Here is a 24,470-nt window from a genome sequence, read left to right as displayed (position 1 = left end):
CATCTTCAAATGAAAAACCCCGCCAAGGCGGGGTTTTTCGTGTTTACCACATCAGATCATCAGGGATCTTGTAGGCCGCGTACGGGTCGTCCTCGTCGGCTTCCTCGACATGGGTGTTCAGCAGCAGGATACGGTTGGGGTCGCGTTCCTGGATCTTCAGCGCCGCCTCACGAGGGATCACCTCGTAGCCACCGGCAAACGACACCACGGCCAGCGCGCCATTGCTCAGCTTGGTGCGCATCAGGGCATTGACGGCAATGCGCTTGACCTTCTTGTCGTCGACGAAGTTGTAGTAGTCCTCGGTGCTCAGCTTCGGCAGGCGAGTCGCTTCGATCAGCTGCTTGATCTGCGCGGCCCGCGCCTTCTGCTCGGCTTTTTCCTGCTGCTGGCGGTTCAGTTCCTGGTCACGCTTGGCTTTCTCGGCCATGGCTTCCTTGGCCATGCGCTGCTGGCTGTCGTCCACCTCGACCTGGCCTTTGTGTTCCAGGCGTTTCTGTTTCTTCTCGGCCTTGTTGGCCTGGGAAACCTGTTTCTGGTTGACCAGACCGGCTTTGAGCAATTGGTCGCGAAGGGAAAGGCTCATGAATGTTCACTCACTTATGCAACAGCTCAGCCGCAGCTGGGCAGGTTCTTTTCCTGACGTTTGGCTTCACCCCAAAGGGCATCCAGTTCGTCAAGGTTACAATCTTCGATGGGTCGGCCACTGTCGCGCAATGCCTGTTCGATGAAGCGGAAACGCCGCTCGAACTTGCGATTGGCACGGCGCAGGGCATGTTCCGGATCATGCTTGAGGTGGCGGGCCAGGTTGACGGTGGCGAACAGCAGGTCGCCGATTTCATCCTCGAGCGCATCGGCATCGCCGTCGGCCATGGCCTGCAGCACCTCATCCAGCTCTTCGCGGACCTTGTCCAGTACCGGCAATGCCGCAGGCCAGTCGAAACCGACCGTGGCCGCGCGCTTTTGCAGTTTGGCTGCCCGCGACAACGCCGGCAATGCTGCCGGCACGTCGTCGAGCAGCGACAACTGTTCGGGCTGGCTCTTTTCCGCGCGTTCTTCGGCTTTGATCTCTTCCCAGCGTGACTTGACCTGGGCCTCGCTCAGGCTGGGGGTGTCTACCGGCGCGTACAGCTCGCCGGTGGGGAACACATGCGGGTGACGGCGAATGAGCTTGCGGGTGATGCTGTCGACCACGCCATCGAACTCGAAACGCCCCTCCTCGCGAGCCAGCTGGCTGTAGTAGACCACCTGGAACAGCAGGTCACCCAACTCCCCCTGCAGGTGCTCGAAATCGCCGCGCTCGATGGTGTCGGCAACCTCGTAGGCCTCTTCGATGGTATGCGGGACGATGCTCGCGTAGTTCTGCTTCAAGTCCCACGGGCAGCCATATTGCGGGTCGCGCAGGCGGGCCATGAGGTGCAGCAGGTCTTCGAGGGTGTAGGTCATTCAGGCAGGTCCTTCGGTAGTGGCTTCTTCGCGGGCTTGCCCGCTCCCACAGGGATGGTGCAAATCTTCAGATGTGCACTTGACCTGTGGGAGCGGGCAAGCCCGCGAAGAAGCCACCGCGGTCTCAAGGGGTACGATTGCGCCGCGTCTCGATGATGTTCGGCAACTGCGAGATCCGCCCCAGCAGGCGCCCCAGCGCGTCCAGGCCCGGAATCTCGATGGTCAGCGACATCAGCGCGGTGTTGTCTTCCTTGTTCGAGCGGGTGTTCACCGCCAGCACGTTGATCTTCTCGTTCAGCAATACCTGCGACACGTCGCGCAGCAGCCCCGGGCGGTCGTAGGCACGGATGACGATGTCGACCGGGTAGGTCTGCACCGGGATCGGCCCCCAGCTGACCTGGATCATGCGCTCCGGCTCCTTGCCCGCCAACTGCAGCACCGAGGCGCAGTCCTGGCGGTGGATGCTCACGCCCCGACCCTGGGTGATGTAACCGACGATGGCGTCGCCCGGCAGCGGCTGGCAGCAGCCGGCCATCTGCGTCAGCAGGTTGCCGACCCCCTGGATCTGGATGTCACCACGCTTGCCGGTACGCGGCCCGGTAGGTTTGCGCGGTACCAGTTCGATCTGCTCGATGCGTTCGGGCTCCAGCAACTGCTGGGCAGCGTTGACCAGGTGCGCCAGGCGCAGGTCGCCGGCACCCAGCGAAGCGAACATGTCCTCGGCAGTCTTGACGTTGGTCTTCTCGGCCAGACGCTCGAAATCCACCTGCGGCAGGCCCAGGCGGCTGAGCTCGCGTTCGAGCAAGGTCTTGCCGGCGGCGACGTTCTGGTCGCGTGCCTGCAGCTTGAACCAGTGCACGATCTTGGCCCGCGCCCGCGAAGTGGTGACGTAGCCCAGGTTCGAGTTCAACCAGTCACGGCTGGGGTTGCCGTGCTTGCTGGTGATGATCTCGACCTGCTCGCCGGTCTGCAGGCTGTAGTTGAGCGGCACGATGCGCCCGTTGATCTTGGCACCGCGGCAGTTGTGGCCGATTTCGGTGTGCACGCGGTAGGCAAAGTCCAGCGGCGTGGCACCCTTGGGCAAGTCGATTGCGTGGCCGTCCGGGGTGAATACGTAGACCCGGTCCGGCTCGATGTCGACCCGCAGTTGCTCGGCCAGGCCACCGATGTCGCCCAGCTCTTCGTGCCACTCCAGCACCTGGCGCAGCCAGGAGATCTTCTCTTCGTAATGGTTGGAACTGGACTTGACGTCAGTGCCCTTGTAGCGCCAGTGGGCGCAAACCCCAAGCTCGGCTTCCTCGTGCATGCCGTGGGTGCGGATCTGCACTTCCAGCACCTTGCCCTCGGGGCCGATCACCGCGGTGTGCAGCGAGCGATAGCCGTTCTCCTTGGGGTTGGCGATGTAGTCGTCGAACTCCTTGGGGATGTGCCGCCACAGGGTGTGCACGATGCCCAGCGCGGTGTAGCAGTCGCGGATTTCCGGCACCAGCACGCGTACCGCGCGCACGTCGTAGATCTGGCTGAATTCCAGGCCTTTGCGCTGCATCTTGCGCCAGATCGAATAGATATGTTTCGCCCGGCCGCTGATGTCGGCCTTGACGCCAGTGGCCAGAAGCTCGTTCTGCAACTGGTTCATCACCTCGCTGATGAAGCGCTCGCGGTCCAGCCGGCGCTCGTGCAGCAGCTTGGCGATCTGCTTGTATTGGTCAGGCTCGAGGTAGCGGAAGGACAGGTCTTCCAGCTCCCACTTGATGTGGCCGATACCCAGGCGGTGCGCCAGTGGCGCATAGATGTCGAACACCTCGCGCGCGACACGCAGGCGTTTCTCGTCATCGGCGGCCTTGACCGCACGGATCGCGCAGGTGCGCTCGGCCAGCTTGATCAGCGCCACGCGCACGTCGTCGACCATGGCCACGAGCATCTTGCGCAGGTTCTCGACCTGCGCCTGCGAACCCAGCACCAGCGACTGTCGCGGGCTGAGGCTGGCACTGATGGCGGCCATGCGCAGCACGCCGTCGATCAGCTTGGACACCACCGGGCCAAAGCGCTGGCTGACCTCGGCCAGGGTCACCTTGCCCTCGCGCACCGAACGGTAGATGACCGCCGCCACCAGGGAATCCTGGTCGAGCTTGAGGTCGGCGAGGATTTCGGCGATCTCCAGGCCCGCCTGGAAGCTGGACGTACCATCCGCCCAGGAATGCTTGGCCGGGTTGCCCTTTTTCTCGACTTCATGGGCAAACTCGCAGGCCTCTTTCAGCGCTGCGCGATCCAGTGCCGAATCGACGCTTACCACATGGTCCAGCCATGCTTCGAGATTGATACTGCCGTCGGTGTTGACCGGCTGGTGCACTCTCACCTGTACCATCTTTGTTTTACCTTTCCATACAGCACACCACGCGGGTGTGCTGGCGATCAACGTGCGGCCACCATTCCGTGGAAGCCGCACCAAGGGGCCAGTCAGCTAGCCCGCTTCGAATAACGCCATGGCCTCGACATGCGCCGTCTGAGGAAACATGTCGAGAATCCCGGCCCTTTTTAACCGGTACCCCTGGCCGACCAGCACTTGGGCGTCTCGCGCCAGCGTGGCCGGGTTGCACGATACATAGACCAGCCTTCTGGCCTTGAGGCGGGCGATGCCTTGCACCACCTCGAAAGCACCGTCGCGCGGTGGATCCAAGAGTACCGCAGAAAAGCCCTCGGCGGCCCATCCGGCGCCTGCCAAAGGCTGCGATAAATCGGCCTGAAAAAACCGTGCGTTATGCACATTGTTGTTCCGGGCATTGGCCGCGGCCCGATCGACCATGGCCTGCACACCTTCCACTGCTACCACTTCGCGCGCCTGGCGAGCCAGTGGCAGGGCAAAGTTGCCCAGGCCGCAGAACAGGTCCAGCACGCGCTCGTCGGCCTGCGGTGCGAGCCAGGCCAGGGCCTGCTCGATCATCGCCGTGTTGACCTGGGCATTCACCTGCACGAAATCACCTGGGCGCCAGGCCAGTTCCAGCTGCCATGGTGCGAGGGCAAAGCCCAGTTGCGCGGCCGGGTCCACTGGCGCCGGCTCACCTTCGCCCTGCAGCCACAACTGGGCATTGGCCTGCTCGCAGAATGCCTGCAGCCTGGCCAGGTCTTCGGCCGGCAGCGGCGCGACATGGCGCACCAACAGCGCCTCGGCGGTGCCGCTGAACAGTTCCACGTGGCCCAGCGCCTGCGGCTTGCTCAGCGAGCGCAGCACAGTCGGCAGGTGGCGCAGAATCGACTGCAAGGGCTGTACCAGCACCGCACAATCGTCAATGGCAATGATGTCCTGGCTGGCTTCGGCGCGGAAGCCGACCTCCAGCTGGCGCGCCTTGACATCCCAGCGCACGGCCACGCGGGCGCGGCGCCGGTAGCCGAACTCCGGCCCGCTCAGCGGTGCGGCCCATTCCTCGGGCTGCACGCCGGCTACCCGCTGCAGCTGCTCGGCCAGGGTGCGCTGCTTGAGCGCCAGTTGCGCTTCATGCGGCAGGTGTTGCAGGTTGCAACCACCGCAGCGCTCGTAATACCGGCACGGTGCCTGACGGCGCTCGGGGCTGGCCTGCAGCAGGCGCTCCAGGCGGGCTTCGACCACTTTGCCACGGGCATTGAGCACCCGCGCCTCTACGGCCTCGCCGGCCAGGGCGCCACTGACGAACCAGGTGCGCCCCTCGTGGAAGGCTATACCCCGACCATCACCGGCCAGGCGCTCGATTTCCAGGCGCTGCTTCTTGCCCACGGGGACCTGGGGGCTGCGGTTGCCGCCGGCCGGCTGGAAGCGCAGGCCGCTGTTGCTTTTTTTCTTGGACATTTAACTCGGGTCGAACAGGCCGGTGGACAGGTAACGGTCGCCGCGGTCGCAGATGATCGCGACCATCGTGGCATTTTCCACCTCTCGGGACAGGCGCAGCATGGCCGCGACTGCACCACCGGAAGACACACCGCAGAAAATGCCCTCTTCACGGGCAAGGCGGCGGGTGGTTTCCTCGGCTTCCTGCTGCGACATGTCGACCACGCGGTCGACGCGGCTGGCGTCGAAGATTTTCGGCAGGTATTCCTCGGGCCAGCGGCGGATGCCCGGAATGGCCGAGCCTTCCATTGGTTGCAGGCCGATGATCTGCACCGCCGGGTTCTGTTCCTTGAGGTACTGCGAGCAGCCCATGATGGTACCGGTGGTACCCATGGAGCTGATGAAATGGGTGATGGTGCCCTGGGTCTGCTGCCAGATCTCGGGGCCGGTGCTGTTGTAGTGGGCGATCGGATTGTCGCCGTTGGCGAACTGGTCCAGCACCAGGCCACGGCCTTCGGCCTGCAGCTTCTCGGCCAGGTCACGGGCGCCTTCCATGCCCTCTTCCTTGGTCACCAGGATCAGCTCGGCACCGTAGGCGGTCATGGCGGCCTTGCGCTCGGCGGTGGAGTTGTCGGGCATGATCAGGATCATCTTGTAGCCCTTGATCGCCGCCGCCATCGCCAGGGCGATGCCGGTGTTGCCGGAGGTGGCTTCGATCAAGGTGTCGCCGGGCTTGATCTGGCCGCGCAGTTCGGCGCGGGTGATCATCGACAATGCCGGGCGATCCTTCACCGAGCCGGCGGGATTGTTACCTTCGAGCTTGAGCAGAAGGGTGTTGCTGGTTTCGCCAGCGATGCGCTGCAGGCGAACCAGGGGCGTATTGCCGACGCAATCGGCGATGGTTGGGTACTGCAAGGTCATGGCGTATTTCACAATCCGGACGGCAGGGGTGCCTATCATACCGGCAAACCCTTCGTCGCCATATCACGCAATCTGTGGTGGATATAGCTACAAGCTATATCGATGAGCTGTGCCGGCCTCTTCGCGGGCACGCCTGCTCCCACAGGGACTCCACTGGCCTCAAGAACAGTGATGATCCTGTGGGAGCGGGCAAGCCCGCGAAGGGGCCGGCACATGTAACGGCAAGCGCATCCACAACCGCAGCCCGCGTTTGCCATTCTGCGCCCACAAGGTCCCGCCCTGGCGCTGGATGGCGCTGCGGGCGATGCTCAGCCCCAGACCGAAGCCGCCATCCCCTGGCCGCGAACCGTCCAGCCGCGAGAACGGCGCAAAGATCCGCTCCAGGTCTTCTTCGGCCACACCACCGCCCTCATCCTCCAGCCACAGCCACCAATAACTGCCCTCACGCTGCCCACCGAGGCGCACCACACCCTCGGCCGGCGAGTGACGAATGGCATTGCGCAACATGTTCTCCAGCGCCTGGGCCAAGTGGTTGAGGTTGCCCTGCACCCAGCAGTCGGCCGGCACTTCGCAGCGCAGCCGCGCCGGTGCCCAGCCGCTTTCGTAGCAGGCATTCTCGGCCAGCAGCTCCCACAGCGCCTGCACCTCGATCGGCTCCAGGTTCATCGGCGCACGTTCGGCATCCTGCCAGGCCAGTTGCAGGGTGTCCTCGACCAGCTGCTGCATGCAGTCCACCTCCCGCGCCAGGCGCTCACGCAGGCGCTGCAGGTCGGTTTCGCCATCGCAGGCCACCCGCAGCCGGCTGAGTGGCGTACGCATTTCGTGCGACAGGTCACGCAGCAACTGCTGCTGCATGGCTACCGTGCCCTGCAGCCGCTCGGCCATCTGGTCGAAGGCACGGGCCAGTTCGCCCAGCTCGTCATGCCGGGCGATGGTGCGTGGGTCGAGGCGAGCGGACAACTGGTCGGCGCGCCAGGCATTGGCCTGCTCGCGCAACTGGTTCAACGGCACGATCAGCATGCGGTACAGCCCCACGCACAACAGCAGGGTGAACAGACCAGGGATGATGCCGTTGGTGACGATACGCCACAGCACCCGGTACTGGCCGGGGTTGAAGCGTTGCGGCAGCTCGATCACCAGCATGCCCTGCTCCGGTGCCCCCGGGAACGGTATGCGCAGCCACGGCTGCTCGACGCTGCGCCGGCTCATCGGCCAGTCGACACCGCGCAGGCGGGTCAGCCGCTGCATGGTCTGTGGGCCGAGGCTGGCGCTGTCGAGCGGCCGCAGGTTGAGGTCGAGCACACCAACCCAGCCGCGTTCGCGCTGGTGCATCGCCGCCACCCAGCGGTCCAGCCCTGCCCGCCCACCACTGCGCCAGGCCTGCTCGGCCTCGGCGGCATAGCCACGCAAGGCCTGCCGCGCAGGCTCCGAAAGGAAGGCGTTCTGGGTCTCCATGTGCCGGCCCCAGGTGTAGCTCAGGCCGATCATCAGCAGGCAGAAGCCCACCAGCAGGATCGCCAGCTTCCAGAACAGCGAGTGGCGGTCGAGCATGGGTCACTCCGCCTCGCTGGCGCTGAGCACGTAGCCCTTGCCCCACACGGTGCGGACCTGCCGTTCGTGATAGCCGATGCCCTTGAGCTTGCGGCGTATCTGGCTGACGTGCATGTCCAGGCTGCGGTCATGCCGCGAATAGCCTCGCTGCAACACTTGCTGGTAAAGGAACGGCTTGCTCAGCACTTCGTCGAGGTTACGGTTGAGGATGTCGAGCAGGCGGTATTCGCTTGGGGTCAGGCCGGCCAGGCGGCCATCCAGGCGCACATCGTACAGCGCCTCGTCGTATTGCAACTCGCCACTGGCGGCCTGCACCTGCGGGGCTTGGTGGCGCCTTTCGAGGGCCACTCGGCGCAGAATAGCCTCGATGCGCACCTGCAGCTCGGCCATGCTGAATGGCTTGGGCAGGTAGTCGTCGGCACCGCGCTGGAAACCGCTGATGCGGTCGGCCTCGGCGCCCAGCGCCGACATCAGGATCACCGGCGTGGCGCTGCGCTTGCGCAACTGTGCCAGGGCATCCAGACCATTGAGCCCTGGCAGCAGGATGTCCATGAGCACTACATCGAAAGCCTGACGCCCAGCCGTCTCCAGGCCCTCCAGGCCATTGCGGCACCAGGTCACCTGGAAGCCGCCACGTTGCAGCTCTTCGTGCAGGTAGGCACCGAGGACCGGGTCATCCTCGATGGCGAGGATATTGGAGTTGTGAATAGATACAGGATTCATTGGCAACTGCCATACATTCTCAATTGCGCAATTATTGAGCATCCAGCGCCTGCCAGGCAACCGCCCTGCGACCAATGCCCCTGCAAGTGCGCAAAACACGTACTAAAGAGGTGCAATAGCACGGCAGGCGGAGTAACTTCCCGGCTTGGCCGTCATCGCTTGACGGCGTCCAGGCACATGACAGGAGGCGAGTGTGCTCGATCGCTTGGGAATTCGCAGCCGGGTCCTGCTGCTGGCCCTGCTGCCGGCCGGCCTGATGGCCGTGGTGCTGGGTAGTTACTTCACCTGGCTGCAACAGAACGACCTGCGCACCCAGTTGCTGCAACGCGGCAAGATGATCGCCGAGCAACTGGCGCCGCTGGCTGCCCCCGCCATGGCCAAGCTGGCACCGGCACAACTGGAGCGCATTGCCGCACAAACCCTGGAGCAGGCCGATGTGCGCGCCGTCGCCTTCCTGGCCCCGGACCGCGCGCGCCTGGCCCACGCCGGCCCGAGCATGCTCAACGAGCCGCCCAGCGGCGGCACCGGCACCCAGCTGCTGCAACGCAGCGGCAATGACGCCACCCGCTACCTGATGCCGGTGTTCGGCCACCACCGCGACCTGGCCACCGATGCCGTGCCGGCCGAAGCCGAACGCCTGCTGGGCTGGGTCGAGATCGAGCTGTCCCACGACGGCACCCTGCTGCGCGGCTACCGCAACCTGTTCACCAGCCTGTTGCTGATCCTCGCCTGCATGGTGCTCAGTGGCCTGCTGGCACTGCGCATGAGCCGCACCATCAACGACCCCATCAAGCGTATCAAGCACGCAGTCAACCAGCTCAAGGACGGCCACCTCGAAGAACGCCTGCCGGCCATGGGCAGCCATGAGCTGGACGAACTGGCGCGCGGTATCAACCGCATGGCCGAAACCCTGCACAACGCCCACGAAGAGCTGCAGCACAGCATCGACCAGGCTACCGAGGACGTGCGCCAGAACCTGGAAACCATCGAAATCCAGAACATCGAGCTGGACATGGCGCGCAAGGAGGCTCTGGAAGCCAGCCGCATCAAGTCGGAATTCCTGGCCAACATGAGCCACGAAATCCGCACCCCGCTCAACGGTATCCTCGGTTTCACCCACTTGCTGCAGAAGAGCGAGCTGACACCGCGCCAGCTGGACTACCTGAGCACCATCGAGAAGTCCGCCGACAACCTGCTTGGGATCATCAACGAGATCCTCGACTTCTCCAAGATCGAGGCCGGCAAGCTGGTGCTCGACAGCATCCCGTTCAACCTGCGCGACCTGATCCAGGATACCCTGACCATCCTCGCCCCGGCCGCCCACGCCAAGCAGCTGGAGCTGCTCAGCCTGATCTACCGGGATACCCCGTCGTCGCTGATCGGCGACCCGTTGCGGCTCAAGCAGATCCTTACCAACCTGGTCAGCAACGCCATCAAGTTCACCCGCGAAGGCACCATCGTCGTGCGCGCCATGCTCGACGACGAGCACGAAGACAGCGCGCAGCTGCGTATCAGCGTGCAGGACACCGGTATCGGCCTGTCGCCACAGGATGTACGTACGCTGTTCCAGGCCTTCAGCCAGGCCGACAACTCGCTGGCCCGCCAACCTGGCGGCACCGGCCTGGGGCTGGTAATTTCCAAGCGCCTGATCGAGCAGATGGGCGGCGAAATCGGCGTCGACAGCACCCCGGGCGAGGGTTCGCAGTTCTGGATCAGCCTCAACCTGCCCAAGGCCCACGACGGTGTCGAGGAGATGCCGCTGCAACCGCTGCTGGGCCGACGCGCGGCCATCGTCGATGGCCACGAACTGGCGCGACAGGCACTGGAACACCAACTGGAAGACTGCGGCCTCAGCGTTAGCCTGTTCGCCTCCTACGACCAGTTGCTGCAGGGCGTGCAGGCCGCCAGCCAGGCCGGCCTGCCGTTCGAGTTCGCCGTGCTCGGGGCCAACCTGGGCAACCTGTCGCCCGAGCAACTGGGCCATTACCACCAGCAGCTCGAACGCTACCATTGCCAGTGTGTGGTGCTGTGCCCGACCACCGAGCAGGCGCTGTACCACCCGTACCTGCCCAACGGCCATGGCCAATTGCTGTCCAAGCCGACCTGCACACGCAAACTGCGCCGCCTGTTGCTGGAACTGGTGCAACCGCGCCGCCCGCAGGGCGAGGCGAACGGCGTCAACGGCCAGCGCCAGCCGAAGATCCTCTGCGTCGACGACAACGCCGCCAACCTGCTGCTGGTGCAGACCCTGCTCGAAGACTTGGGCGCCGAGGTGCTGGCCGTCGACAACGGCTATGCGGCGGTGCAGGCGGTGCAGGACGAGCCGTTCGACCTGGTGCTGATGGATGTGCAGATGCCCGGCATGGACGGCCGCGCCTGCACCGAGCAGATCCGCCTGTGGGAAAACACCCAAAGCGGTAACCCGCTGCCGATCGTCGCCCTCACCGCCCACGCCATGGCCAACGAGAAACGCGCGTTGCTGCACGGTGGCATGGACGACTACCTGACCAAGCCGATCAGCGAACGGCAGCTGGCCCAGGTGGTGATGAAATGGACCGGCCTGAGCCTGGGCGCACCACAGCAGGAGCGGCTGGCTGAACAACTGGCCAACGGCGATGAACTGAAAGTGCTCGACCCTGAGGAAGGGCTGCGCCTGGCCGCTGGCAAGGCAGACCTGGCAGCCGACATGCTGAGCATGCTGCTTACCTCGCTGGAAGCCGACCGCCAAGCCATACGCGCCGCTCGCGAGGCCGACGACCGCAGCAGCCTGATCGAGCAGGTGCACCGCCTGAACGGCGCCTCACGTTATTGCGGTGTGCCGCAGTTGCGGGCCGCGTGCCAGCGCAGCGAAACCTTGCTCAAGCAGGAGAACCCGCAAGCACAGCAGGCGCTGGATGAACTGGATGCGGCAATCAACCGCTTGGCTGCTCAAGCCAGATTGAGCGCCTGATACAGTTCCCTGTGGGAGCGGGCGTGCCCGCGAACACGGGCGAAGCCCGTGCCATCCACCGCGAAGCCTTCTTCGCGGGCACGCCCGCTCCCACAATGGCCCGCGCCATATTCAAGGTATGCTGTATCTCCTGCTCTGGAAAAGGAACCCACCATGCGCGCCCTGTTGTTCAGCAGCCAGCACTACGACCAGGAAAGCTTCACCCGAGCCGCCAGTGGCACCACCCTGGACCTGCACTTCCAGCCCGCCCGCCTGACCCTCGATACCGCTGCCCTGGCCGATGGCTACGAGGTGGTCTGCGCCTTCATCAATGACGAACTCGACGCCCAGGTGCTGCAACGCCTGGCCGCAGGCGGCACGCGTCTGGTCGCCCTGCGCTCGGCCGGCTACAACCATGTCGACCTGGCTGCCGCCCAGCGCCTGGGCCTTACCGTAGTGCGGGTGCCGGCCTACTCGCCACACGCCGTGGCCGAGCACGCCGTGGCGCTGATCCTGGCCCTCAACCGGCGCCTGCACCGGGCCTACAACCGCACCCGCGAGGGTGACTTCACCCTGCACGGGCTGACCGGCTTCGACCTGCACGGCAAGACCGTCGGCGTGGTCGGTACCGGGCAGATCGGCACCACCTTCGCCCGCATCATGGCCGGTTTCGGCTGCCAGTTGCTGGCCTATGACCCCTACCCCAACCCCGAGCTGCTGGCCCTGGGCGCGCGCTACCTGCCATTGCCCGAGTTGCTGCGCGAAGCCCGCATCATCAGCCTGCACTGCCCGCTGACCGAGCACACCCGGCACCTGATCAATGCGCAAAGCCTGGCCCAGCTGCAGCCCGGCGCCATGCTGATCAACACTGGCCGCGGCGCGCTGGTCGACACCCCGGCGCTGATCGACGCGCTGAAGAGCGGCCAGCTCGGCTACCTGGGCCTGGACGTCTACGAAGAAGAAGCCCAGCTGTTCTTCGAGGACCGCTCCGACCTGCCGCTGCAGGACGACGTACTGGCCCGCCTGCTGACCTTCCCCAACGTGATCATCACCGCCCACCAGGCCTTCCTTACCCGCGAGGCACTGGATGCCATCGCCGCGACCACGCTGGACAACATCAACTGCTGGGCGGCAGGCAATCCACAGAATCTGGTGATGGGTTAGTGCTAGGATACGCGGCATTTCTGGAGGACCCATGGTCGAGCACGATTTCCGCTACACCCTTTTCAACCCGCAACACACCCTGATCGAGTGCCGTGCACTGGTGCCGGGCCGTTACCAGGTCACCGGCAATGGCGGTTCGATGCACAAAGGCGACACCCTGCTGGTCACCCTCAAGGGCAGCAAGGACTTGTCCATGCGCCTGACAGTGGAGAGCGTGCGTCACCTGATCAACCCGCGCGGCCAGTGGGTTGCCGTGGCCAGCGGCCCGGTGTTCAACGAACTGGAAATCCTCACCTGGCAGGTCGCCTGCGACAGCTGCGACGCGGTGCTGGACTTCGAGTTCGCGGTAGACGCCAAGCTGGGCAAGAAAGCCCGCCAGCCGGCCGCCAGCGCGCGCGTTGCCGAGCTGGGCTGGGCCAGCCGTGGCGAGAAGCACCTGTGCCCGCGTTGCCAGGAGAGCGCCGAGTGAAGAATCTGCTGACCGGCGTGCTGATTGCCACCGGCCTGCTCGGCTGCGCCGCGGAACCTCCCAAACTGCAGCAGGAGCGCAGCTACGTGCTGGAGTGGATCGGCGAACGGCCGCTGATCGACTACAGCCACCTGACCCTTACCCTTGCCAGCGATGGCCGTGCCTATGGCAATGGCGGCTGCAACCACTGGTTTGCGCCGTACACACTGGACGGCGAGCACCTGAGCTTCGGCAAGGTCGGCAAGACCCGCAAGCTGTGCGCACCGGCATTGATGGAGCAGGAAAAGCGCTTCCTGCAGGCGCTGGAAACGGTGCAGCGCTGGGATGTGTCGCCTATCGAGCAGATGCGTTTCTGGCCGGACGAAGGCAAGCCGCTGCGCTTCTGGCCTGAGGAAGGCTGAATATTGCCGGGGCCGCTTTGCGGCCCCAAAATGCATCAGGCGCCCTTCAGGGCCTTGATCCTGGCCTGCAGCCCTTCCCGGGTCTGCTCGCCCATCAGCTGTTCCCGCACCTTGCCCTTGTCATCGATGATGTAGGTCACCGGCAACGCCTCGCTACGTGGCAAGTCATAGCGCTCGGCGGGGTCCTGCGCCAATACGGTGAAAGCGATACCCAGGGTTTCGGCAGCCTGTTTCAGCTCCTGCCCCTGCAAGCCATCGAAGTTCACCCCCACCACTTTGATACCGTCGGCCGCCCACTGCTTGGCTGCCGCGTTCAGTTCAGGGATTTCGGTACGGCACGGCCCACACCATTCGGCCCAGTAGTTGAGCACCAGCCAGTGCCCGTCGATCTGCTCGGCCTTAACCGTATTACCGTGTTGGTCCACGCCATAATCGGCACCGCAACCACCGAGCAACAGGCTCGCGGTGATGGCCAGTACTGCTGCCAGACGCCTTGCCATGGGTCAATCCTTCTCGAGTTTTAAAGCAAAATGGTCAGTCGCTGCGGTTAGAATAGCCGCCACACCCTGCTGGATGCGACCCGACATGACCGACCTCACGCTCTATCATAACCCGCGCTGCTCGAAATCCCGCGGCGCCCTGGAACTGCTCGAGGCTCGCGGCCTGGCGCCGACCATCGTGCGCTACCTCGAGACCCCGCCCGACGCCGCCACCCTCAAGGCCCTGCTCGGCAAGCTGGGCATCGCCCCGCGCCAGCTGCTGCGTACCGGCGAGGACGAGTACAAGGAGCTGAACCTGGCCGACCCGGCGCTGACCGACGCACAACTGATCGAGGCCATGGCCCGGCACCCCAAGCTGATCGAGCGGCCGATCCTGGTCGCCGGTGACAAGGCCGTGGTTGGCCGCCCGACCGAGAAAGTACTGGAGATCCTGCCGTGAACCAGCCCTACATCCTGGTGCTGTATTACAGCCGCCATGGTTCGACCAGCGAGATGGCCCGGCACATCGCCCGCGGCATCGAGCTGGCCGGCATGGAGGCTCGCCTGCGCACGGTGCCGGCGATTTCCACCGAGTGCGAAGCGGTGGCCCCGGACATCCCGGCCAGTGGCGCGCTGTACGCCACCCTGGACGACCTGCGCCACTGCGCCGGCCTGGTACTGGGCAGCCCGACCCGCTTCGGCAACATGGCGGCGCCGCTCAAGTACTTCCTGGATGGCACCAGCAGCCTGTGGCTGGGAGGTGAACTGGTCGGCAAGCCGGCAGGCGTGTTCACCTCCACCGCCAGCCTGCACGGCGGCCAGGAAACCACCCTGCTGTCGATGATGCTGCCGCTGATGCACCACGGCATGCTGGTAATGGGCCTGCCGTACAGTGAATCGGCATTGCTCGAGACTCGCGGCGGCGGCACACCGTATGGCGCCAGCCATCATGCTGGCGCCGATGGCAAGCGCGAGCTCGATCAACACGAGATAGCCCTGTGCCGCGCCCTTGGCCAACGCCTGGCGACCACTGCCAAGGCCCTGGAGGCGGCACGTGGCTAAGAAGCCCAAGGTATTGCCAACACTGGAATGGCTGGCACCGCGCCTGCGCCTGACGCGGGCATTGAGCCTGGCGTTCTTCTTCGGCCTGATCACCCTGCTGGTGGTGAACAACCTGTGGTTCGCCAACCTGCACGGGGCGCGGGTAGAGGTGATCCTGGCGATCGAACTGGTACCCTTGCTGCTGTTGCTGCCGGGCATGCTGACGGGCAGCGCCCGGGCACATGCCTGGACCTGCTTCGTGGTGAATATCTATTTCATCAAGGGCGTGCTGGCGGCGTTCGACCCGGCGCGGGCGCTATTTGGTTGGGTAGAAGTGCTGGTGAGCCTGGGGCTGTTCATTGCCGGGCTGCTGTATGTGCGCTGGAAGTTCCAGCATGAGCGGCGCATGGCGGGCGAAGGCAGTTAGATTCTTCGCGGGCTTGCCCGCTCCCACAGGGATCGCGCCACACTTGAGGCCTGCGTTGTACCTGTGGGAGCGGGCATGCCCGCGAAAAGGTCGACACAAATCTCAATGGTTGACGGTATGCGCCAGCATCACCGACAACTGGCACAGCGGCCGCCCACTTTCTGCATGCCACTGGTTGAACGCCTGCTGCACCAAGGCCAGATCACGCTGGCTGGTCGGCGGCTTGTCGATTACCTTCTGCGCAATCAACGCCGCCGCCATGTCATCGGTAGGGATGAACGTGTCCTTGCCGACCATGCGCAAGAAGCGCGGCGCCGACAACCCGCCCAGCTGGTTGCCGTGCTTGGCCAGGTACTTCCACAAACCGACGATGTCGGTCACCGGCCAGTCGGCGATGAAGGCACCGAAACTGCCCTTCTCCTTCGCCACGTCAAGGACCATCTGCGCATTGCGCGGCACACTCTTGAGCTTGCCCAGGTGGCGGATGATGCGCTCGTCGTGCATCAGCCGCTCGAGGTGCTCGGCGCCCATCAGTACCACCTTCTCCGGGTCGAAGCCGAAGAACACCTGCTCGAACGCCGGCCACTTGGCATCCACCAGGCTGTGCTTGAGCCCGGCGCGGAACACGCGCAGGGCCAAGGTCGACAGGTAGCGGTCGTCGCTGATATCACGCAGTTGCACCGGCGTGCGCGGCTGCGGCAGGAAGGCCTCCAGGGCCTGGGCCGAGCCGAAGCGGTTCAGGCAGTATTCATGCAACCACTGGTAATCGCGCATGGGCTCAGATGTTCAGCACGTCAAGGAAACGCGGTGTGGCGTTTTCGTCGATCTTCAGGCTGGTGAAGTCGAACAGGTTGCGGTCGGCCAGCTGCGACGGTGCCACGTTCTGCAAGGCACGGAAGATGCTCTCGGTACGGCCCGGGTGCTTGCGTTCCCACTCCACCAGCATGTCCTTGACCACCTGGCGCTGCAGGTTTTCCTGCGAACCGCACAGGTTGCACGGGATGATCGGGAATTCCTTCATGTCCGAGTAGGCCTGGATATCCTTCTCGCTGCAGTAGGCCAGCGGGCGGATCACCACATTGCGGCCATCGTCGGCGCGCAGCTTCGGCGGCATGCCCTTGAGCGCGCCATTGAAGAACATGTTGAGGAAGAAGGTTTCGACGATATCGTCGCGGTGGTGGCCCAGCGCCATCTTGGTCGCGCCGATTTCGTCGGCGAAGGTGTACAGGGTGCCACGGCGCAGGCGCGAACACAGCGAGCAGGTGGTCTTGCCCTCGGGCACCAACTCCTTGACCACCGAGTAGGTGTCCTTCTCGACGATGTGGTACTCCACGCCCAGTTCCTTGAGGTAGGCCGGCAGCACATGCTCGGGGAACCCCGGCTGCTTCTGGTCCATGTTCACCGCAACGATCTCGAACTTGATCGGTGCCACCTTCTGCAGGTGCAACAGAACGTCGAGCATGGTGTAGCTGTCCTTGCCGCCGGACAGGCAGACCATGACCTTGTCGCCATCCTCGATCATGTTGTAGTCGGTGATGGCTTCGCCGGCGAGACGACGCAGGCGTTTTTGCAGTTTGTTCTGGTTGACCGAGAGGGTGCCCATAGCGCTTGGATCCGCGAGGTGTGACAAAAGCCGGCTATTTTACGCACAAACGCGGCGGCGCTGTAGGCATTCCGATAAAGACTTCAATGTAATCAACAGCGCGCCTTACAGCGCAATTTGCTCTAAAAAGCGCGGTTTATGCGGGTAACGGCTTCCTATACTGCGACATAAGGCCACATTACCGCTTGCATCGGTGTTCGGGCCTCGGGCCGCTTGCGCTCCATCTGGGGGGCGTTTGGCAACATTGAGAGGAGTGACCGGCATGATTCATCACGTTGTGGGGCTGTTTACCCATCCCGACCAGGAATGGCGGGAAATTCGTGGCGAAGAAGAAACCATCAGCCACATGTACCTGACGCACACCCTGATCCTGGCTGCGATCCCCGCCATTTCGGCGTTCATCGGTACCACCCAGGTCGGCTGGGTGATCGGCGACCGGCCAGCGGTAATGCTGACCATGGAAAGCGCAATCTGGATGAGCATCATGTCGTATCTGGCGATGCTTGCCGGGGTGGCGGTAATGGGGGCGTTCATCCACTGGATGGCCCGCACCTACGATGCCAACCCGTCCATGGCACAGTGCATCGCCTTTGCCACCTACACCGCCACCCCGTTGTTCATCGGTGGCCTGGCGGCACTGTACCCGCACCTGTGGCTGGGCATGCTGATCGGCACCGCCGCCATCTGCTACACGGTGTACCTGCTGTACGTCGGCTTGCCGACGTTCATGAACATACCGTCCGACGAAGGCTTCCTGTTCTCCAGCTCGGTGCTGGCGGTGGGCCTTGTGGTACTGGTGGCGATCATGGCCGCCACGGTGATCATCTGGGGACTGGGCGTGGGGCCCGTCTACACCAACTAGAACAGACTCGACCAACACTGGGGCATCAACCTGGGGCCGCCGCAAGGCGGCCTCTGGCTGTGCTGACCTGTGGCTCGCAGGCTGCCCGGGGTTGCGGCATAATGCCCGGTCAGGAGAACCACCCCGCCATGCCCGAGCTGCTCAGACAACGCGTCGAAACCTGTTACCAGCAAGCCGAAACCTTCTTCAAACGCCCCTTCCCGCGCCCGGAAGTCAGCTTCAAGCTGCGCGGGCAAAAAGCCGGGGTCGCCCACCTGCACGAGAACCTGCTGCGCTTCAACCTGCAGCTTTACCGCGAAAACCAGGAAGACTTCCTGCGCCAGACCGTGGCTCATGAAGTGGCGCATCTGGTGGCCCACCAGCTGTTCGGCGACCGTATCCAGGCCCATGGCGAGGAGTGGCAGCTGATCATGCGCGGGGTGTATGAACTGCCCTCCAACCGTTGCCACAACTACGAGGTGCAACGGCGCGTGGCCACCCGCTACATATACCGCTGCCCGTGCCCGCAGAGCGACTTCCCGTTTACCGCCCAGCGGCACAAGCTGGTGCGCCAGGGGCGGCGCTACCTGTGCAAGCGGTGTCGGGAAATATTGGTGTATAGCGGCGAGACGCGCGTCGAATAGATTGTGCCTTGCCTGTTCCGGCCTCTTCGCGGGCTTGCCCGCGAAAGGGCCGGCACAGGCGATAGATGAATCCCAGGCACAAGAAAGGCGACCCAAGGGTCGCCTTCTTTGCCTCAGCCTGCGCCTTACTTCTCGACGAATGCACGCTCGATCAGGTAATCACCCGGCTCGCGCATACGCGGGGAGATCTTCAGGCCGAAGCTGTCCAGCACTTCGCTGGTCTCGTCGAGCATGCTCGGGCTGCCGCAGATCATCGCGCGGTCGTCCTGCGGGTTGATCGGTGGCAAGCCGATGTCGCTGAACAGCTTGCCGCTGCGCATCAGGTCGGTCAGGCGGCCCTGGTTCTCGAACGGTTCGCGGGTCACGGTCGGGTAGTAGATCAGCTTGTCGCGAACCGACTCACCGAAGAATTCGTTCTGCGGCAGGTGCTCGGTGATGAACTCGCGGTAGGCCACTTCGTTCACGTAGCGCACACCGTGCACCAGGATCACTTTCTCGAAGCGCTCGTAGGTTTCCGGGTCCTGGATGACACTCATGAACGGCGCCAGGCCAGTGCCGGTGCTCAGCAGATACAGGTGCTTGCCCGGGTTCAGGTCGTCGAGTACCAGGGTACCGGTAGGCTTCTTGCTGATGATGATCTCGTCGCCTTCCTTCAGGTGCTGCAACTGCGAGGTCAGCGGGCCGTCCGGCACCTTGATGCTGAAGAACTCCAGATGCTCTTCCCAGTTTGGCGACGCGATGGAATAGGCGCGCATGAGCGGACGGCCGTTGTCCTGTTGCAGGCCGATCATCACGAACTGACCGTTCTCGAAGCGCAGGCCCGGGTCGCGGGTGCACTTGAAGCTGAACAGGGTGTCGTTCCAGTGGTGAACACTGAGGACACGTTCGTGGTTCATGTTGCTCATCTAGTGGGGCTCCTGAAGAAAGACGCGGCGCGCGCAAGACGCGCAGTTGCGCGATAGTTTAGGGGCAGCGACAATATCTGTTAACTGGATTATCAAGATATGTGTTATCGGTTATATCGATATGCGATTTACACTTCGTCAGCTGCAAGTCTTCGTTGCCGTGGCCCAGCACCAGAGCGTTTCCCGCGCCGCCAGTGTGCTGGCCTTGTCGCAGTCGGCCGCCAGCACCTCGATCACCGAGCTTGAGCGCCAGTCCAGCTGCCAGCTGTTCGACCGCGCCGGCAAGCGCCTGAGCCTCAATGCCCTGGGCCAGCAACTGCTGCCCCAAGCCGTGGCCCTGCTCGACCAGGCCAAGGAAATCGAAGACCTGCTCAACGGCAAGTCCGGTTTCGGCTCGCTGGCAGTCGGTGCCACGCTAACCATCGGCAATTACCTGGCCACCCTGCTGATCGGCAGTTTCATGCAGGTGCACCCGGAAAGCCAGGTGAAGCTACATGTGCAGAACACTGCGCACATCGTGCAACAGGTCGCGCACTACGAAATTGATCTGGGTCTGATCGAAGGCGATTGCAACCACCCGGACCTGGAAGTGCAGCCCTGGGTCGAGGACGAACTGGTGGTGTTCTGCGCGCCGCAGCACCCGCTGGCCAAGCTGGGCCGCGCCGATGTACAGACCTTGTCCCAGGAAGCATGGATCCTGCGCGAACAAGGCTCAGGCACGCGCCTGACCTTCGACCAGGCCATGCGCCACCACCGCACCAACCTCAACATCCGCCTGGAGCTGGAACACACCGAAGCAATCAAGCGCGCGGTGGAGTCGGGCCTGGGCATCGGCTGCATCTCGCGTCTGGCCCTGCGCGACGCCTTCCGCCGCGGCAGCCTGGTAGCAGTGGAAACCCCGGAGCTGGACCTGATGCGCCAGTTCTACTTCATCTGGCACAAACAGAAGTACCAGACCTCGGCCATGCGCGAATTTCTCGAACTGTGCCGCAACTTCACTGCGGGCTTCACCCGCAGTGACGAGATCGTGTTGCCACCGATCGCTTAAAGCAGGATCACACCCCACACCAGCGCCACCATGGTCAGTGCCACCAGTTGCGCGGCGCTGCCCATGTCCTTGGCGTTTTTCGACAGCGGGTGGCGCTCCAGCGAAATGCGGTCGATGGCTGCCTCCACCGCCGAGTTGAACAGCTCGACGATCAAGCCCAACAGGCATACGGCGATCATGATCGCCCGCTCCGCACGGCTGACCGGCAGCCAGAAGGCGATCGGCACCAGCAGCACGTTGAGCAGCACCAGCTGGCGGAACGCGGCCTCGCCCTTGAAGGCGGCGCGCAGGCCGTCCAGCGAATAGCCGGCGGCGTTGAGAATACGTTTGAGACCGGTCTGGCCCTTGAATGGCGATGTCATGTGAGTCACTTCACAACAGAAAGGCCAGCAGACTAGACCGGCACGGGTCAAAAAAGCGTGAAGCCACGCGCATTCAGTTACTGGCAACCGATTCAAGTTGTTGCAGCAGCAACGCGGCCTGGGTGCGGGTACGTACACCCAGCTTGCGGAAGATCGCGGTCACGTGGGCCTTGATGGTCGCTTCCGACACGTTCAGCTCATAGGCGATCTGCTTGTTCAGCAAGCCTTCGCAGACCATGGTCAGCACGCGGAACTGCTGCGGCGTGAGGCTGGCCAGGCCTTCGCTGGCGGCCTTGGCCTCGGCCGAGACATCGACCTTTTCGAACGCCTGCGGCGGCCACCAGACCTCGCCGTCGAGCACCTTGCGCACCGCATCCTGGATCACTTCCAGGGTGCTGGACTTGGGAATGAAGCCACTGGCGCCGAACTCGCGGGACTTGACCACCACTGCGGCCTCTTCCTGCGCCGATACCATCACCACGGGTATCTGCGGGTATTGCCCGCGCAGCAGCACCAGCCCGGAAAAACCGTAGGCACCCGGCATGTTCAAGTCCAGCAACACCAGGTCCCAGTCGGCTTTTTCGCTCAGGCGGGTTTCCAGTTCGGCAATGCTGGCGACTTCAACCAGGCGTACATCCGGGCCCAGGCCAAGGGTAACAGCCTGGCGCAAGGCGCCACGGAACAGCGGGTGGTCATCGGCAATCAGGATTTCGTAAGTGGCCATCGATCTGGGGATCCTGTTCTGTGTCGGGCACTCGGGTAAGGGTCATTATGAACCAAAGCAGGGGTTGTGCCCCTTGGACTATAGGAAGGTATGCAAACGCTGGTGGGTGTCGTCCTGCTCGTCCAGCGGCAGGCGCCGCTTGCCGCTCAGGTAATGCAGGCTGAACACATCCAGGTAGGCATCCAGCGCCTGCGAGGCCTGGGTATCACCGGCCAGGTCCAGGCACATGGCCGCAACTTCCGCGGTGCAGAAGTGATCGTCGCGCTTGGAGCGGCGCAGGCGATAGCGGGACATCTGCTCGGCCTGCAGGCTCAACACCGGGAAGCGGTCGAGGTACGGGCTTTTGCGGAACATCTTGCGCGCCTCGGTCCAGGTGGCATCCAGCAGGATGAACAGGGGGCGCTTGCCCGGTTCACGCACCACCTCGCTGACCACCCGCTCCTGGGCGACGAATTCGCCGGGGAAGACGATGTAGGGCTGCCAGCGCGGGTCGTCCAGCAACGCCAGCAAGCGTTCGTCGACCGACGTGCGCAGCCAGCCGAAGGCCGAGGTGTCCTCGATCAGGTCGGCGATCAGCCAGCCGGTATTGGTGGGCTTCAGCGGCTCGGTGTCATGCATCAGCAGGCACACGCCGGACTCGGCCTGCACCCGGGGCTTCCAGGCGCACAGGCAGTGCGTGGCGATAACCCGGCAGTCGGGGCAGCGTTCGGCACGCGAGCCACGGGCGATGAAGGGTTTGTTGCTGCGGGCCAGGCGTTCGGCGCGCAGGCGCGCTACCGCATGGCTCATGCCGGCAGGCCTCGGGACAGGTTGGGAATGGACACAAGGATGGCTCGGAGAAAACTAAGGGCGCCAGTCTACCAGAACAGGGGGCAATTGCTGTGCAGGTGGCGGCGCGGACCTTATAATCGCTGTTTTTACCGTACCCCAGCCTCGCGCCTGCGCGATTTTCAGGGAACGCCGTCGACCGGCGCATGTCAAAGCGCCAGTCATCGAACCAGGAGAGATTCATGCTGCGCCGTATCGTCCCCGCTCTGAGCCTGTTGCTTGCCCTTCCCTTGGCAGCCCAGGCGGCTTCCAAGCAGGAATACGACCTGAACAACATGCTGCAGAAGGTTGCCAAAGAAAGCAGCGTCGGCACCCCGCGAGCCATCAACGAGGATATCCTCGACCAGGGTTATACGGTGGAAGGCAAGGCACTGGTCAACCACCTGAGCGTGCGCCAGGAGCACGCCGAGCGCATGCAGGCCAACCCCGAGCAGGTACGCAGCCAGCTGGGTGACAGCGTATGCCGCAACAGCGGTTTCCGTAACCTGATGTCCAAAGGCGCGGTCATGGTCTACCGCTTCACCGTCTACAAGACCAACCAGCCGATCATGGACCAGGCGTTCGACAATGCCAGCTGCGTGGCCGGCAACAAGAAGAAGTAACGACTACTTTCAATCGCTACGCTTTCTCGTCTTCACGGGCGCGCCAGCGCCCTTTTCGACGGCATCGGCGCGCATCTCTGCCAGCAGCGCCTGCAAGTAGCGCGACCGGCACTCCAGCCCCGACAGCCTGCGCTGGCACTCGACCTCCAGGCTCAGGTGATGCACCAGGGCTGCATCCTCTAGCTGTTGGTAAAGCTGCCGATCCACTTCGATGATCAAGCGATGCATACCGCCACCTCCTGCATCGACACGTTTCGCTTTACCCAGTTAACCAAACCCGCATCACCCGTGGTTGCATGCCGACGGGCGGCTGTGCCGAACACCCTCGGCACGATTGGGCGCAAGGGTCTAGATTGAGGTCAGAGGTATTGGTGCAGAAGGAGACGTTGCATGCCTTACCAATCGAGTGAACTGCTGTTCAGCCACTTCCGCGACAACAACATCGACCTGAGCAACATCGACGCACAATTGCAACTGGTAGCACCGAACAGCCCCAACCTGCCGCTGTACCGCGACATGATGCTGACCATCCTGCGCATGGCCCATGACGACACCGACCGCTGGAGCGCCAAGATCACCCTGCAGGCCCTGCGCGAACTGGACCATTCGTTCCGCACCCTGGAACGCTACAAGGGCCGGCGCAAGGTGACCGTGTTCGGCTCGGCGCGCACCCCGCTGGAACACCCGATGTACGCCCTGGCCCGCGAACTGGGCGCAACCCTGGCGCGCTCCGACCTGATGGTCATTACCGGTGCTGGCGGCGGCATCATGGCTGCTGCCCACGAAGGCGCCGGCAGCGACCACAGCCTGGGTTTCAACATCACCCTGCCCTTCGAACAACACGCCAACCCCACGGTGGACGGCACCGACAAGCTGCTGCCGTTCCACTTCTTCTTCATCCGCAAGCTGTTCTTCGTCAAGGAGGCCGATGCCCTGGTGCTGTGCCCAGGCGGTTTCGGCACCCTGGATGAAGCGCTTGAGGTACTGACCCTGATCCAGACCGGCAAGAGCCCGCTGGTGCCGGTGGTGCTGCTGGATTCGCCGGGCGGCAGCTTCTGGCGCGACTGCCTGGATTTCATCAGTCGCCAGCTGGAGGAAAACCGCTACATCCTGCCCAGCGACCTGAAACTGCTGCGCCTGGTGCACAGCGCTGACGAGGCAGTGGAGGAAATCAACCAGTTCTACAGCAACTACCACTCCAGCCGCTGGCTGAAGAGCCAGTTCGTGATCCGCATGCACCACCCGCTCAGCGAGGCGGCGCTGTATGACATCCAGGAAGGCTTTGCCGACTTGCGCCTGAGTGGCAAGTATCACCAGCAACCTGATAGCAGTGCCGAACACGAAGTGGGCAATTTCAGCCACCTGACCCGTTTGTCATTTGCTTTCAATGGCCGGGATCAGGGCAGACTGCGCGAGCTGGTGGATTTCATCAACCTGCCAGAGAACTGGGCCAAGCCGCAGCCCATGCATACCACGCAGCGGGCCAGGGAGGCGTTGAAGGTCAGTTGATTCCGTGCCCAACGTCAGGGGCGCAATTCACCCTGTGGGAGCGGGTTCATCGAGGCG

26 protein-coding genes and 1 pseudogene are annotated in these 24,470 nt (G+C 63.7%); 12 read left to right on the top strand and 15 right to left on the bottom strand.

All coding sequences use genetic code 11. The features are described 5' to 3' along the window. Positions 1-43: 43 nt before the first annotated feature. The 7 genes from A4C63_RS03730 to A4C63_RS03700 form a co-directional block, all read right to left on the bottom strand. Positions 44-583 (bottom strand): DUF2058 domain-containing protein, encoded by a 540-nt coding sequence (locus tag A4C63_RS03730; RefSeq protein WP_063911543.1) that lies wholly within the window; start codon positions 581-583, stop codon positions 44-46. A 26-nt stretch (positions 584-609) separates the two neighbouring features. Beyond that, positions 610-1,443 (bottom strand): nucleoside triphosphate pyrophosphohydrolase, encoded by an 834-nt coding sequence (gene mazG, locus A4C63_RS03725; RefSeq protein ID WP_063911542.1) that lies wholly within the window; start codon positions 1,441-1,443, stop codon positions 610-612. A gap of 124 nt (positions 1,444-1,567) precedes the next feature. Further along, positions 1,568-3,808, bottom strand: a complete 2,241-nt coding sequence (relA, locus tag A4C63_RS03720) for a GTP diphosphokinase (RefSeq protein ID WP_015269231.1) — start codon at positions 3,806-3,808, stop codon at positions 1,568-1,570. Between the two features lie 96 nt (positions 3,809-3,904). Next, entirely contained in the window at positions 3,905-5,263 is a 1,359-nt protein-coding gene (gene rlmD / locus A4C63_RS03715; protein ID WP_063911541.1) for a 23S rRNA (uracil(1939)-C(5))-methyltransferase RlmD, read from the bottom strand. Continuing rightward, a complete protein-coding gene (gene cysM / locus A4C63_RS03710; protein ID WP_043936067.1) occupies positions 5,264-6,163 on the bottom strand; it encodes a cysteine synthase CysM in 900 nt (299 codons plus the stop codon). A 159-nt stretch (positions 6,164-6,322) separates the two neighbouring features. Beyond that, on the bottom strand, positions 6,323-7,714 hold the full coding sequence (locus A4C63_RS03705; RefSeq protein WP_063911540.1) for a sensor histidine kinase: 1,392 nt from the start codon (positions 7,712-7,714) through the stop codon (positions 6,323-6,325). Positions 7,715-7,717: 3 nt separating this feature from the next. Continuing rightward, positions 7,718-8,437 carry a response regulator transcription factor gene (locus A4C63_RS03700; RefSeq protein WP_063911539.1) on the bottom strand — a complete coding sequence of 240 codons (720 nt, stop codon included), beginning with the start codon at positions 8,435-8,437 and terminating at the stop codon, positions 7,718-7,720. 193 nt (positions 8,438-8,630) lie between these two features. Between A4C63_RS03700 and A4C63_RS03695 the strand changes: the two genes are divergently transcribed. The 4 genes from A4C63_RS03695 (at position 8,631) to A4C63_RS03680 (ending at position 13,400) form a co-directional block, all read left to right on the top strand. Next, a complete protein-coding gene (locus tag A4C63_RS03695; protein WP_063911538.1) occupies positions 8,631-11,387 on the top strand; it encodes a response regulator in 2,757 nt (918 codons plus the stop codon). Positions 11,388-11,540: 153 nt separating this feature from the next. Beyond that, the gene (locus tag A4C63_RS03690; RefSeq protein ID WP_063911537.1) at positions 11,541-12,530 is read left to right on the top strand and encodes a 2-hydroxyacid dehydrogenase; all 990 of its coding nucleotides are present in this window, start codon (positions 11,541-11,543) and stop codon (positions 12,528-12,530) included. Between the two features lie 31 nt (positions 12,531-12,561). Continuing rightward, positions 12,562-12,999, top strand: a complete 438-nt coding sequence (locus A4C63_RS03685; protein WP_004375491.1) for a hypothetical protein — start codon at positions 12,562-12,564, stop codon at positions 12,997-12,999. Further along, positions 12,996-13,400, top strand: a complete 405-nt coding sequence (locus A4C63_RS03680; protein ID WP_063911536.1) for an META domain-containing protein — start codon at positions 12,996-12,998, stop codon at positions 13,398-13,400. Before A4C63_RS03685 ends, A4C63_RS03680 begins: the two co-directional genes overlap by 4 nt. A 35-nt stretch (positions 13,401-13,435) precedes the next feature. On the opposite strand, the gene A4C63_RS03675 is transcribed toward A4C63_RS03680, so the two are convergent. Beyond that, the gene (locus tag A4C63_RS03675) at positions 13,436-13,900 is read right to left on the bottom strand and encodes a TlpA disulfide reductase family protein (protein WP_063911535.1); all 465 of its coding nucleotides are present in this window, start codon (positions 13,898-13,900) and stop codon (positions 13,436-13,438) included. An 85-nt stretch (positions 13,901-13,985) separates the two neighbouring features. Here A4C63_RS03675 and arsC point away from each other — a divergent pair, with 85 nt between their 5' ends. From arsC to A4C63_RS03660, 3 genes are read left to right on the top strand one after another with little or no spacing between them, the layout of a single operon-like run. After that, entirely contained in the window at positions 13,986-14,339 is a 354-nt protein-coding gene (arsC, locus tag A4C63_RS03670; RefSeq protein WP_063911534.1) for an arsenate reductase (glutaredoxin), read from the top strand. Continuing rightward, entirely contained in the window at positions 14,336-14,941 is a 606-nt protein-coding gene (wrbA, locus tag A4C63_RS03665) for an NAD(P)H:quinone oxidoreductase (RefSeq protein WP_063911533.1), read from the top strand. The genes arsC and wrbA overlap by 4 nt, the downstream gene beginning before the upstream one ends. After that, positions 14,934-15,347, top strand: a complete 414-nt coding sequence (locus tag A4C63_RS03660; protein WP_063911532.1) for a DUF2069 domain-containing protein — start codon at positions 14,934-14,936, stop codon at positions 15,345-15,347. Before wrbA ends, A4C63_RS03660 begins: the two co-directional genes overlap by 8 nt. 102 nt (positions 15,348-15,449) lie before the next feature. Here A4C63_RS03660 and A4C63_RS03655 read toward each other — a convergent pair whose 3' ends face one another. Further along, on the bottom strand, positions 15,450-16,121 hold the full coding sequence (locus A4C63_RS03655; RefSeq protein ID WP_025338003.1) for a DNA-3-methyladenine glycosylase I: 672 nt from the start codon (positions 16,119-16,121) through the stop codon (positions 15,450-15,452). Between the two features lie 4 nt (positions 16,122-16,125). Further along, a complete protein-coding gene (gene ttcA / locus A4C63_RS03650; protein ID WP_012270926.1) occupies positions 16,126-16,950 on the bottom strand; it encodes a tRNA 2-thiocytidine(32) synthetase TtcA in 825 nt (274 codons plus the stop codon). A 262-nt stretch (positions 16,951-17,212) separates the two neighbouring features. On the opposite strand from ttcA, the gene A4C63_RS03645 reads away from it, so the two are divergent. Together A4C63_RS03645 and A4C63_RS03640 are read left to right on the top strand one after the other, a co-directional pair. After that, positions 17,213-17,812: a Yip1 family protein gene (locus A4C63_RS03645; protein WP_012270925.1), complete on the top strand. Its 600-nt coding sequence runs from the start codon at positions 17,213-17,215 to the stop codon at positions 17,810-17,812. Positions 17,813-17,940: 128 nt separating this feature from the next. Next, positions 17,941-18,435, top strand: a complete 495-nt coding sequence (locus tag A4C63_RS03640; RefSeq protein ID WP_063911531.1) for a SprT family zinc-dependent metalloprotease — start codon at positions 17,941-17,943, stop codon at positions 18,433-18,435. A gap of 125 nt (positions 18,436-18,560) precedes the next feature. On the opposite strand, the gene fpr is transcribed toward A4C63_RS03640, so the two are convergent. Next, positions 18,561-19,340: a ferredoxin-NADP reductase gene (fpr, locus tag A4C63_RS03635; RefSeq protein WP_003252381.1), complete on the bottom strand. Its 780-nt coding sequence runs from the start codon at positions 19,338-19,340 to the stop codon at positions 18,561-18,563. A 121-nt stretch (positions 19,341-19,461) separates the two neighbouring features. On the opposite strand from fpr, the gene finR reads away from it, so the two are divergent. Next, on the top strand, positions 19,462-20,388 hold the full coding sequence (gene finR / locus A4C63_RS03630; RefSeq protein ID WP_004375481.1) for a LysR family transcriptional regulator FinR: 927 nt from the start codon (positions 19,462-19,464) through the stop codon (positions 20,386-20,388). Here finR and A4C63_RS03625 read toward each other — a convergent pair. The 3 genes from A4C63_RS03625 to A4C63_RS03615 form a co-directional block, all read right to left on the bottom strand. Beyond that, positions 20,385-20,750: a diacylglycerol kinase gene (locus tag A4C63_RS03625; RefSeq protein WP_015269218.1), complete on the bottom strand. Its 366-nt coding sequence runs from the start codon at positions 20,748-20,750 to the stop codon at positions 20,385-20,387. The two genes, finR and A4C63_RS03625, sit on opposite strands and share 4 nt — an antisense overlap. Before the next feature lie 73 nt (positions 20,751-20,823). Then, the gene (gene erdR / locus A4C63_RS03620; RefSeq protein WP_016715442.1) at positions 20,824-21,474 is read right to left on the bottom strand and encodes a response regulator transcription factor ErdR; all 651 of its coding nucleotides are present in this window, start codon (positions 21,472-21,474) and stop codon (positions 20,824-20,826) included. A 78-nt stretch (positions 21,475-21,552) separates the two neighbouring features. Next, a complete protein-coding gene (locus A4C63_RS03615) occupies positions 21,553-22,263 on the bottom strand; it encodes a tRNA-uridine aminocarboxypropyltransferase (protein WP_013971344.1) in 711 nt (236 codons plus the stop codon). A 221-nt stretch (positions 22,264-22,484) separates the two neighbouring features. Between A4C63_RS03615 and A4C63_RS03610 the strand changes: the two genes are divergently transcribed. Continuing rightward, on the top strand, positions 22,485-22,904 hold the full coding sequence (locus tag A4C63_RS03610; RefSeq protein ID WP_063911530.1) for a quorum-sensing-regulated virulence factor family protein: 420 nt from the start codon (positions 22,485-22,487) through the stop codon (positions 22,902-22,904). A gap of 16 nt (positions 22,905-22,920) precedes the next feature. On the opposite strand, the pseudogene A4C63_RS03605 reads toward A4C63_RS03610, so the two are convergent. Continuing rightward, positions 22,921-23,132: pseudogene (locus tag A4C63_RS03605) on the bottom strand (hypothetical protein). A 162-nt stretch (positions 23,133-23,294) separates the two neighbouring features. Here A4C63_RS03605 and A4C63_RS03600 point away from each other — a divergent pair. Continuing rightward, complete coding sequence (locus A4C63_RS03600; RefSeq protein WP_025337997.1) at positions 23,295-24,413, top strand: LOG family protein; 1,119 nt, start codon at positions 23,295-23,297, stop codon at positions 24,411-24,413. Positions 24,414-24,470 lie beyond the last annotated feature (57 nt).

The sequence above is a fragment of the Pseudomonas sp. p21 genome (assembly GCF_001642705.1).
Taxonomy (GTDB): domain Bacteria; phylum Pseudomonadota; class Gammaproteobacteria; order Pseudomonadales; family Pseudomonadaceae; genus Aquipseudomonas.
The sequence above is the reverse complement of the archived record's forward strand: the minus strand, read 5'-3'. Positions and strand labels throughout refer to the sequence as shown.

Coding starts and splice junctions, on each gene's coding strand:
- A4C63_RS03730 (WP_063911543.1), bottom strand. CDS start 583: ATGAGCCTTTCCCTTCGCGACCAATTGCTCAAAGCCGGTCTGGTCAAC.
- mazG (WP_063911542.1), bottom strand. CDS start 1,443: ATGACCTACACCCTCGAAGACCTGCTGCACCTCATGGCCCGCCTGCGC.
- relA (WP_015269231.1), bottom strand. CDS start 3,808: ATGGTACAGGTGAGAGTGCACCAGCCGGTCAACACCGACGGCAGTATC.
- rlmD (WP_063911541.1), bottom strand. CDS start 5,263: ATGTCCAAGAAAAAAAGCAACAGCGGCCTGCGCTTCCAGCCGGCCGGC.
- cysM (WP_043936067.1), bottom strand. CDS start 6,163: ATGACCTTGCAGTACCCAACCATCGCCGATTGCGTCGGCAATACGCCC.
- A4C63_RS03705 (WP_063911540.1), bottom strand. CDS start 7,714: ATGCTCGACCGCCACTCGCTGTTCTGGAAGCTGGCGATCCTGCTGGTG.
- A4C63_RS03700 (WP_063911539.1), bottom strand. CDS start 8,437: ATGAATCCTGTATCTATTCACAACTCCAATATCCTCGCCATCGAGGAT.
- A4C63_RS03690 (WP_063911537.1), top strand. CDS start 11,541: ATGCGCGCCCTGTTGTTCAGCAGCCAGCACTACGACCAGGAAAGCTTC.
- A4C63_RS03685 (WP_004375491.1), top strand. CDS start 12,562: ATGGTCGAGCACGATTTCCGCTACACCCTTTTCAACCCGCAACACACC.
- A4C63_RS03675 (WP_063911535.1), bottom strand. CDS start 13,900: ATGGCAAGGCGTCTGGCAGCAGTACTGGCCATCACCGCGAGCCTGTTG.
- arsC (WP_063911534.1), top strand. CDS start 13,986: ATGACCGACCTCACGCTCTATCATAACCCGCGCTGCTCGAAATCCCGC.
- A4C63_RS03655 (WP_025338003.1), bottom strand. CDS start 16,121: ATGCGCGATTACCAGTGGTTGCATGAATACTGCCTGAACCGCTTCGGC.
- ttcA (WP_012270926.1), bottom strand. CDS start 16,950: ATGGGCACCCTCTCGGTCAACCAGAACAAACTGCAAAAACGCCTGCGT.
- A4C63_RS03645 (WP_012270925.1), top strand. CDS start 17,213: ATGATTCATCACGTTGTGGGGCTGTTTACCCATCCCGACCAGGAATGG.
- A4C63_RS03640 (WP_063911531.1), top strand. CDS start 17,941: ATGCCCGAGCTGCTCAGACAACGCGTCGAAACCTGTTACCAGCAAGCC.
- fpr (WP_003252381.1), bottom strand. CDS start 19,340: ATGAGCAACATGAACCACGAACGTGTCCTCAGTGTTCACCACTGGAAC.
- finR (WP_004375481.1), top strand. CDS start 19,462: ATGCGATTTACACTTCGTCAGCTGCAAGTCTTCGTTGCCGTGGCCCAG.
- A4C63_RS03625 (WP_015269218.1), bottom strand. CDS start 20,750: ATGACATCGCCATTCAAGGGCCAGACCGGTCTCAAACGTATTCTCAAC.
- erdR (WP_016715442.1), bottom strand. CDS start 21,474: ATGGCCACTTACGAAATCCTGATTGCCGATGACCACCCGCTGTTCCGT.
- A4C63_RS03615 (WP_013971344.1), bottom strand. CDS start 22,263: ATGAGCCATGCGGTAGCGCGCCTGCGCGCCGAACGCCTGGCCCGCAGC.
- A4C63_RS03610 (WP_063911530.1), top strand. CDS start 22,485: ATGCTGCGCCGTATCGTCCCCGCTCTGAGCCTGTTGCTTGCCCTTCCC.
- A4C63_RS03600 (WP_025337997.1), top strand. CDS start 23,295: ATGCCTTACCAATCGAGTGAACTGCTGTTCAGCCACTTCCGCGACAAC.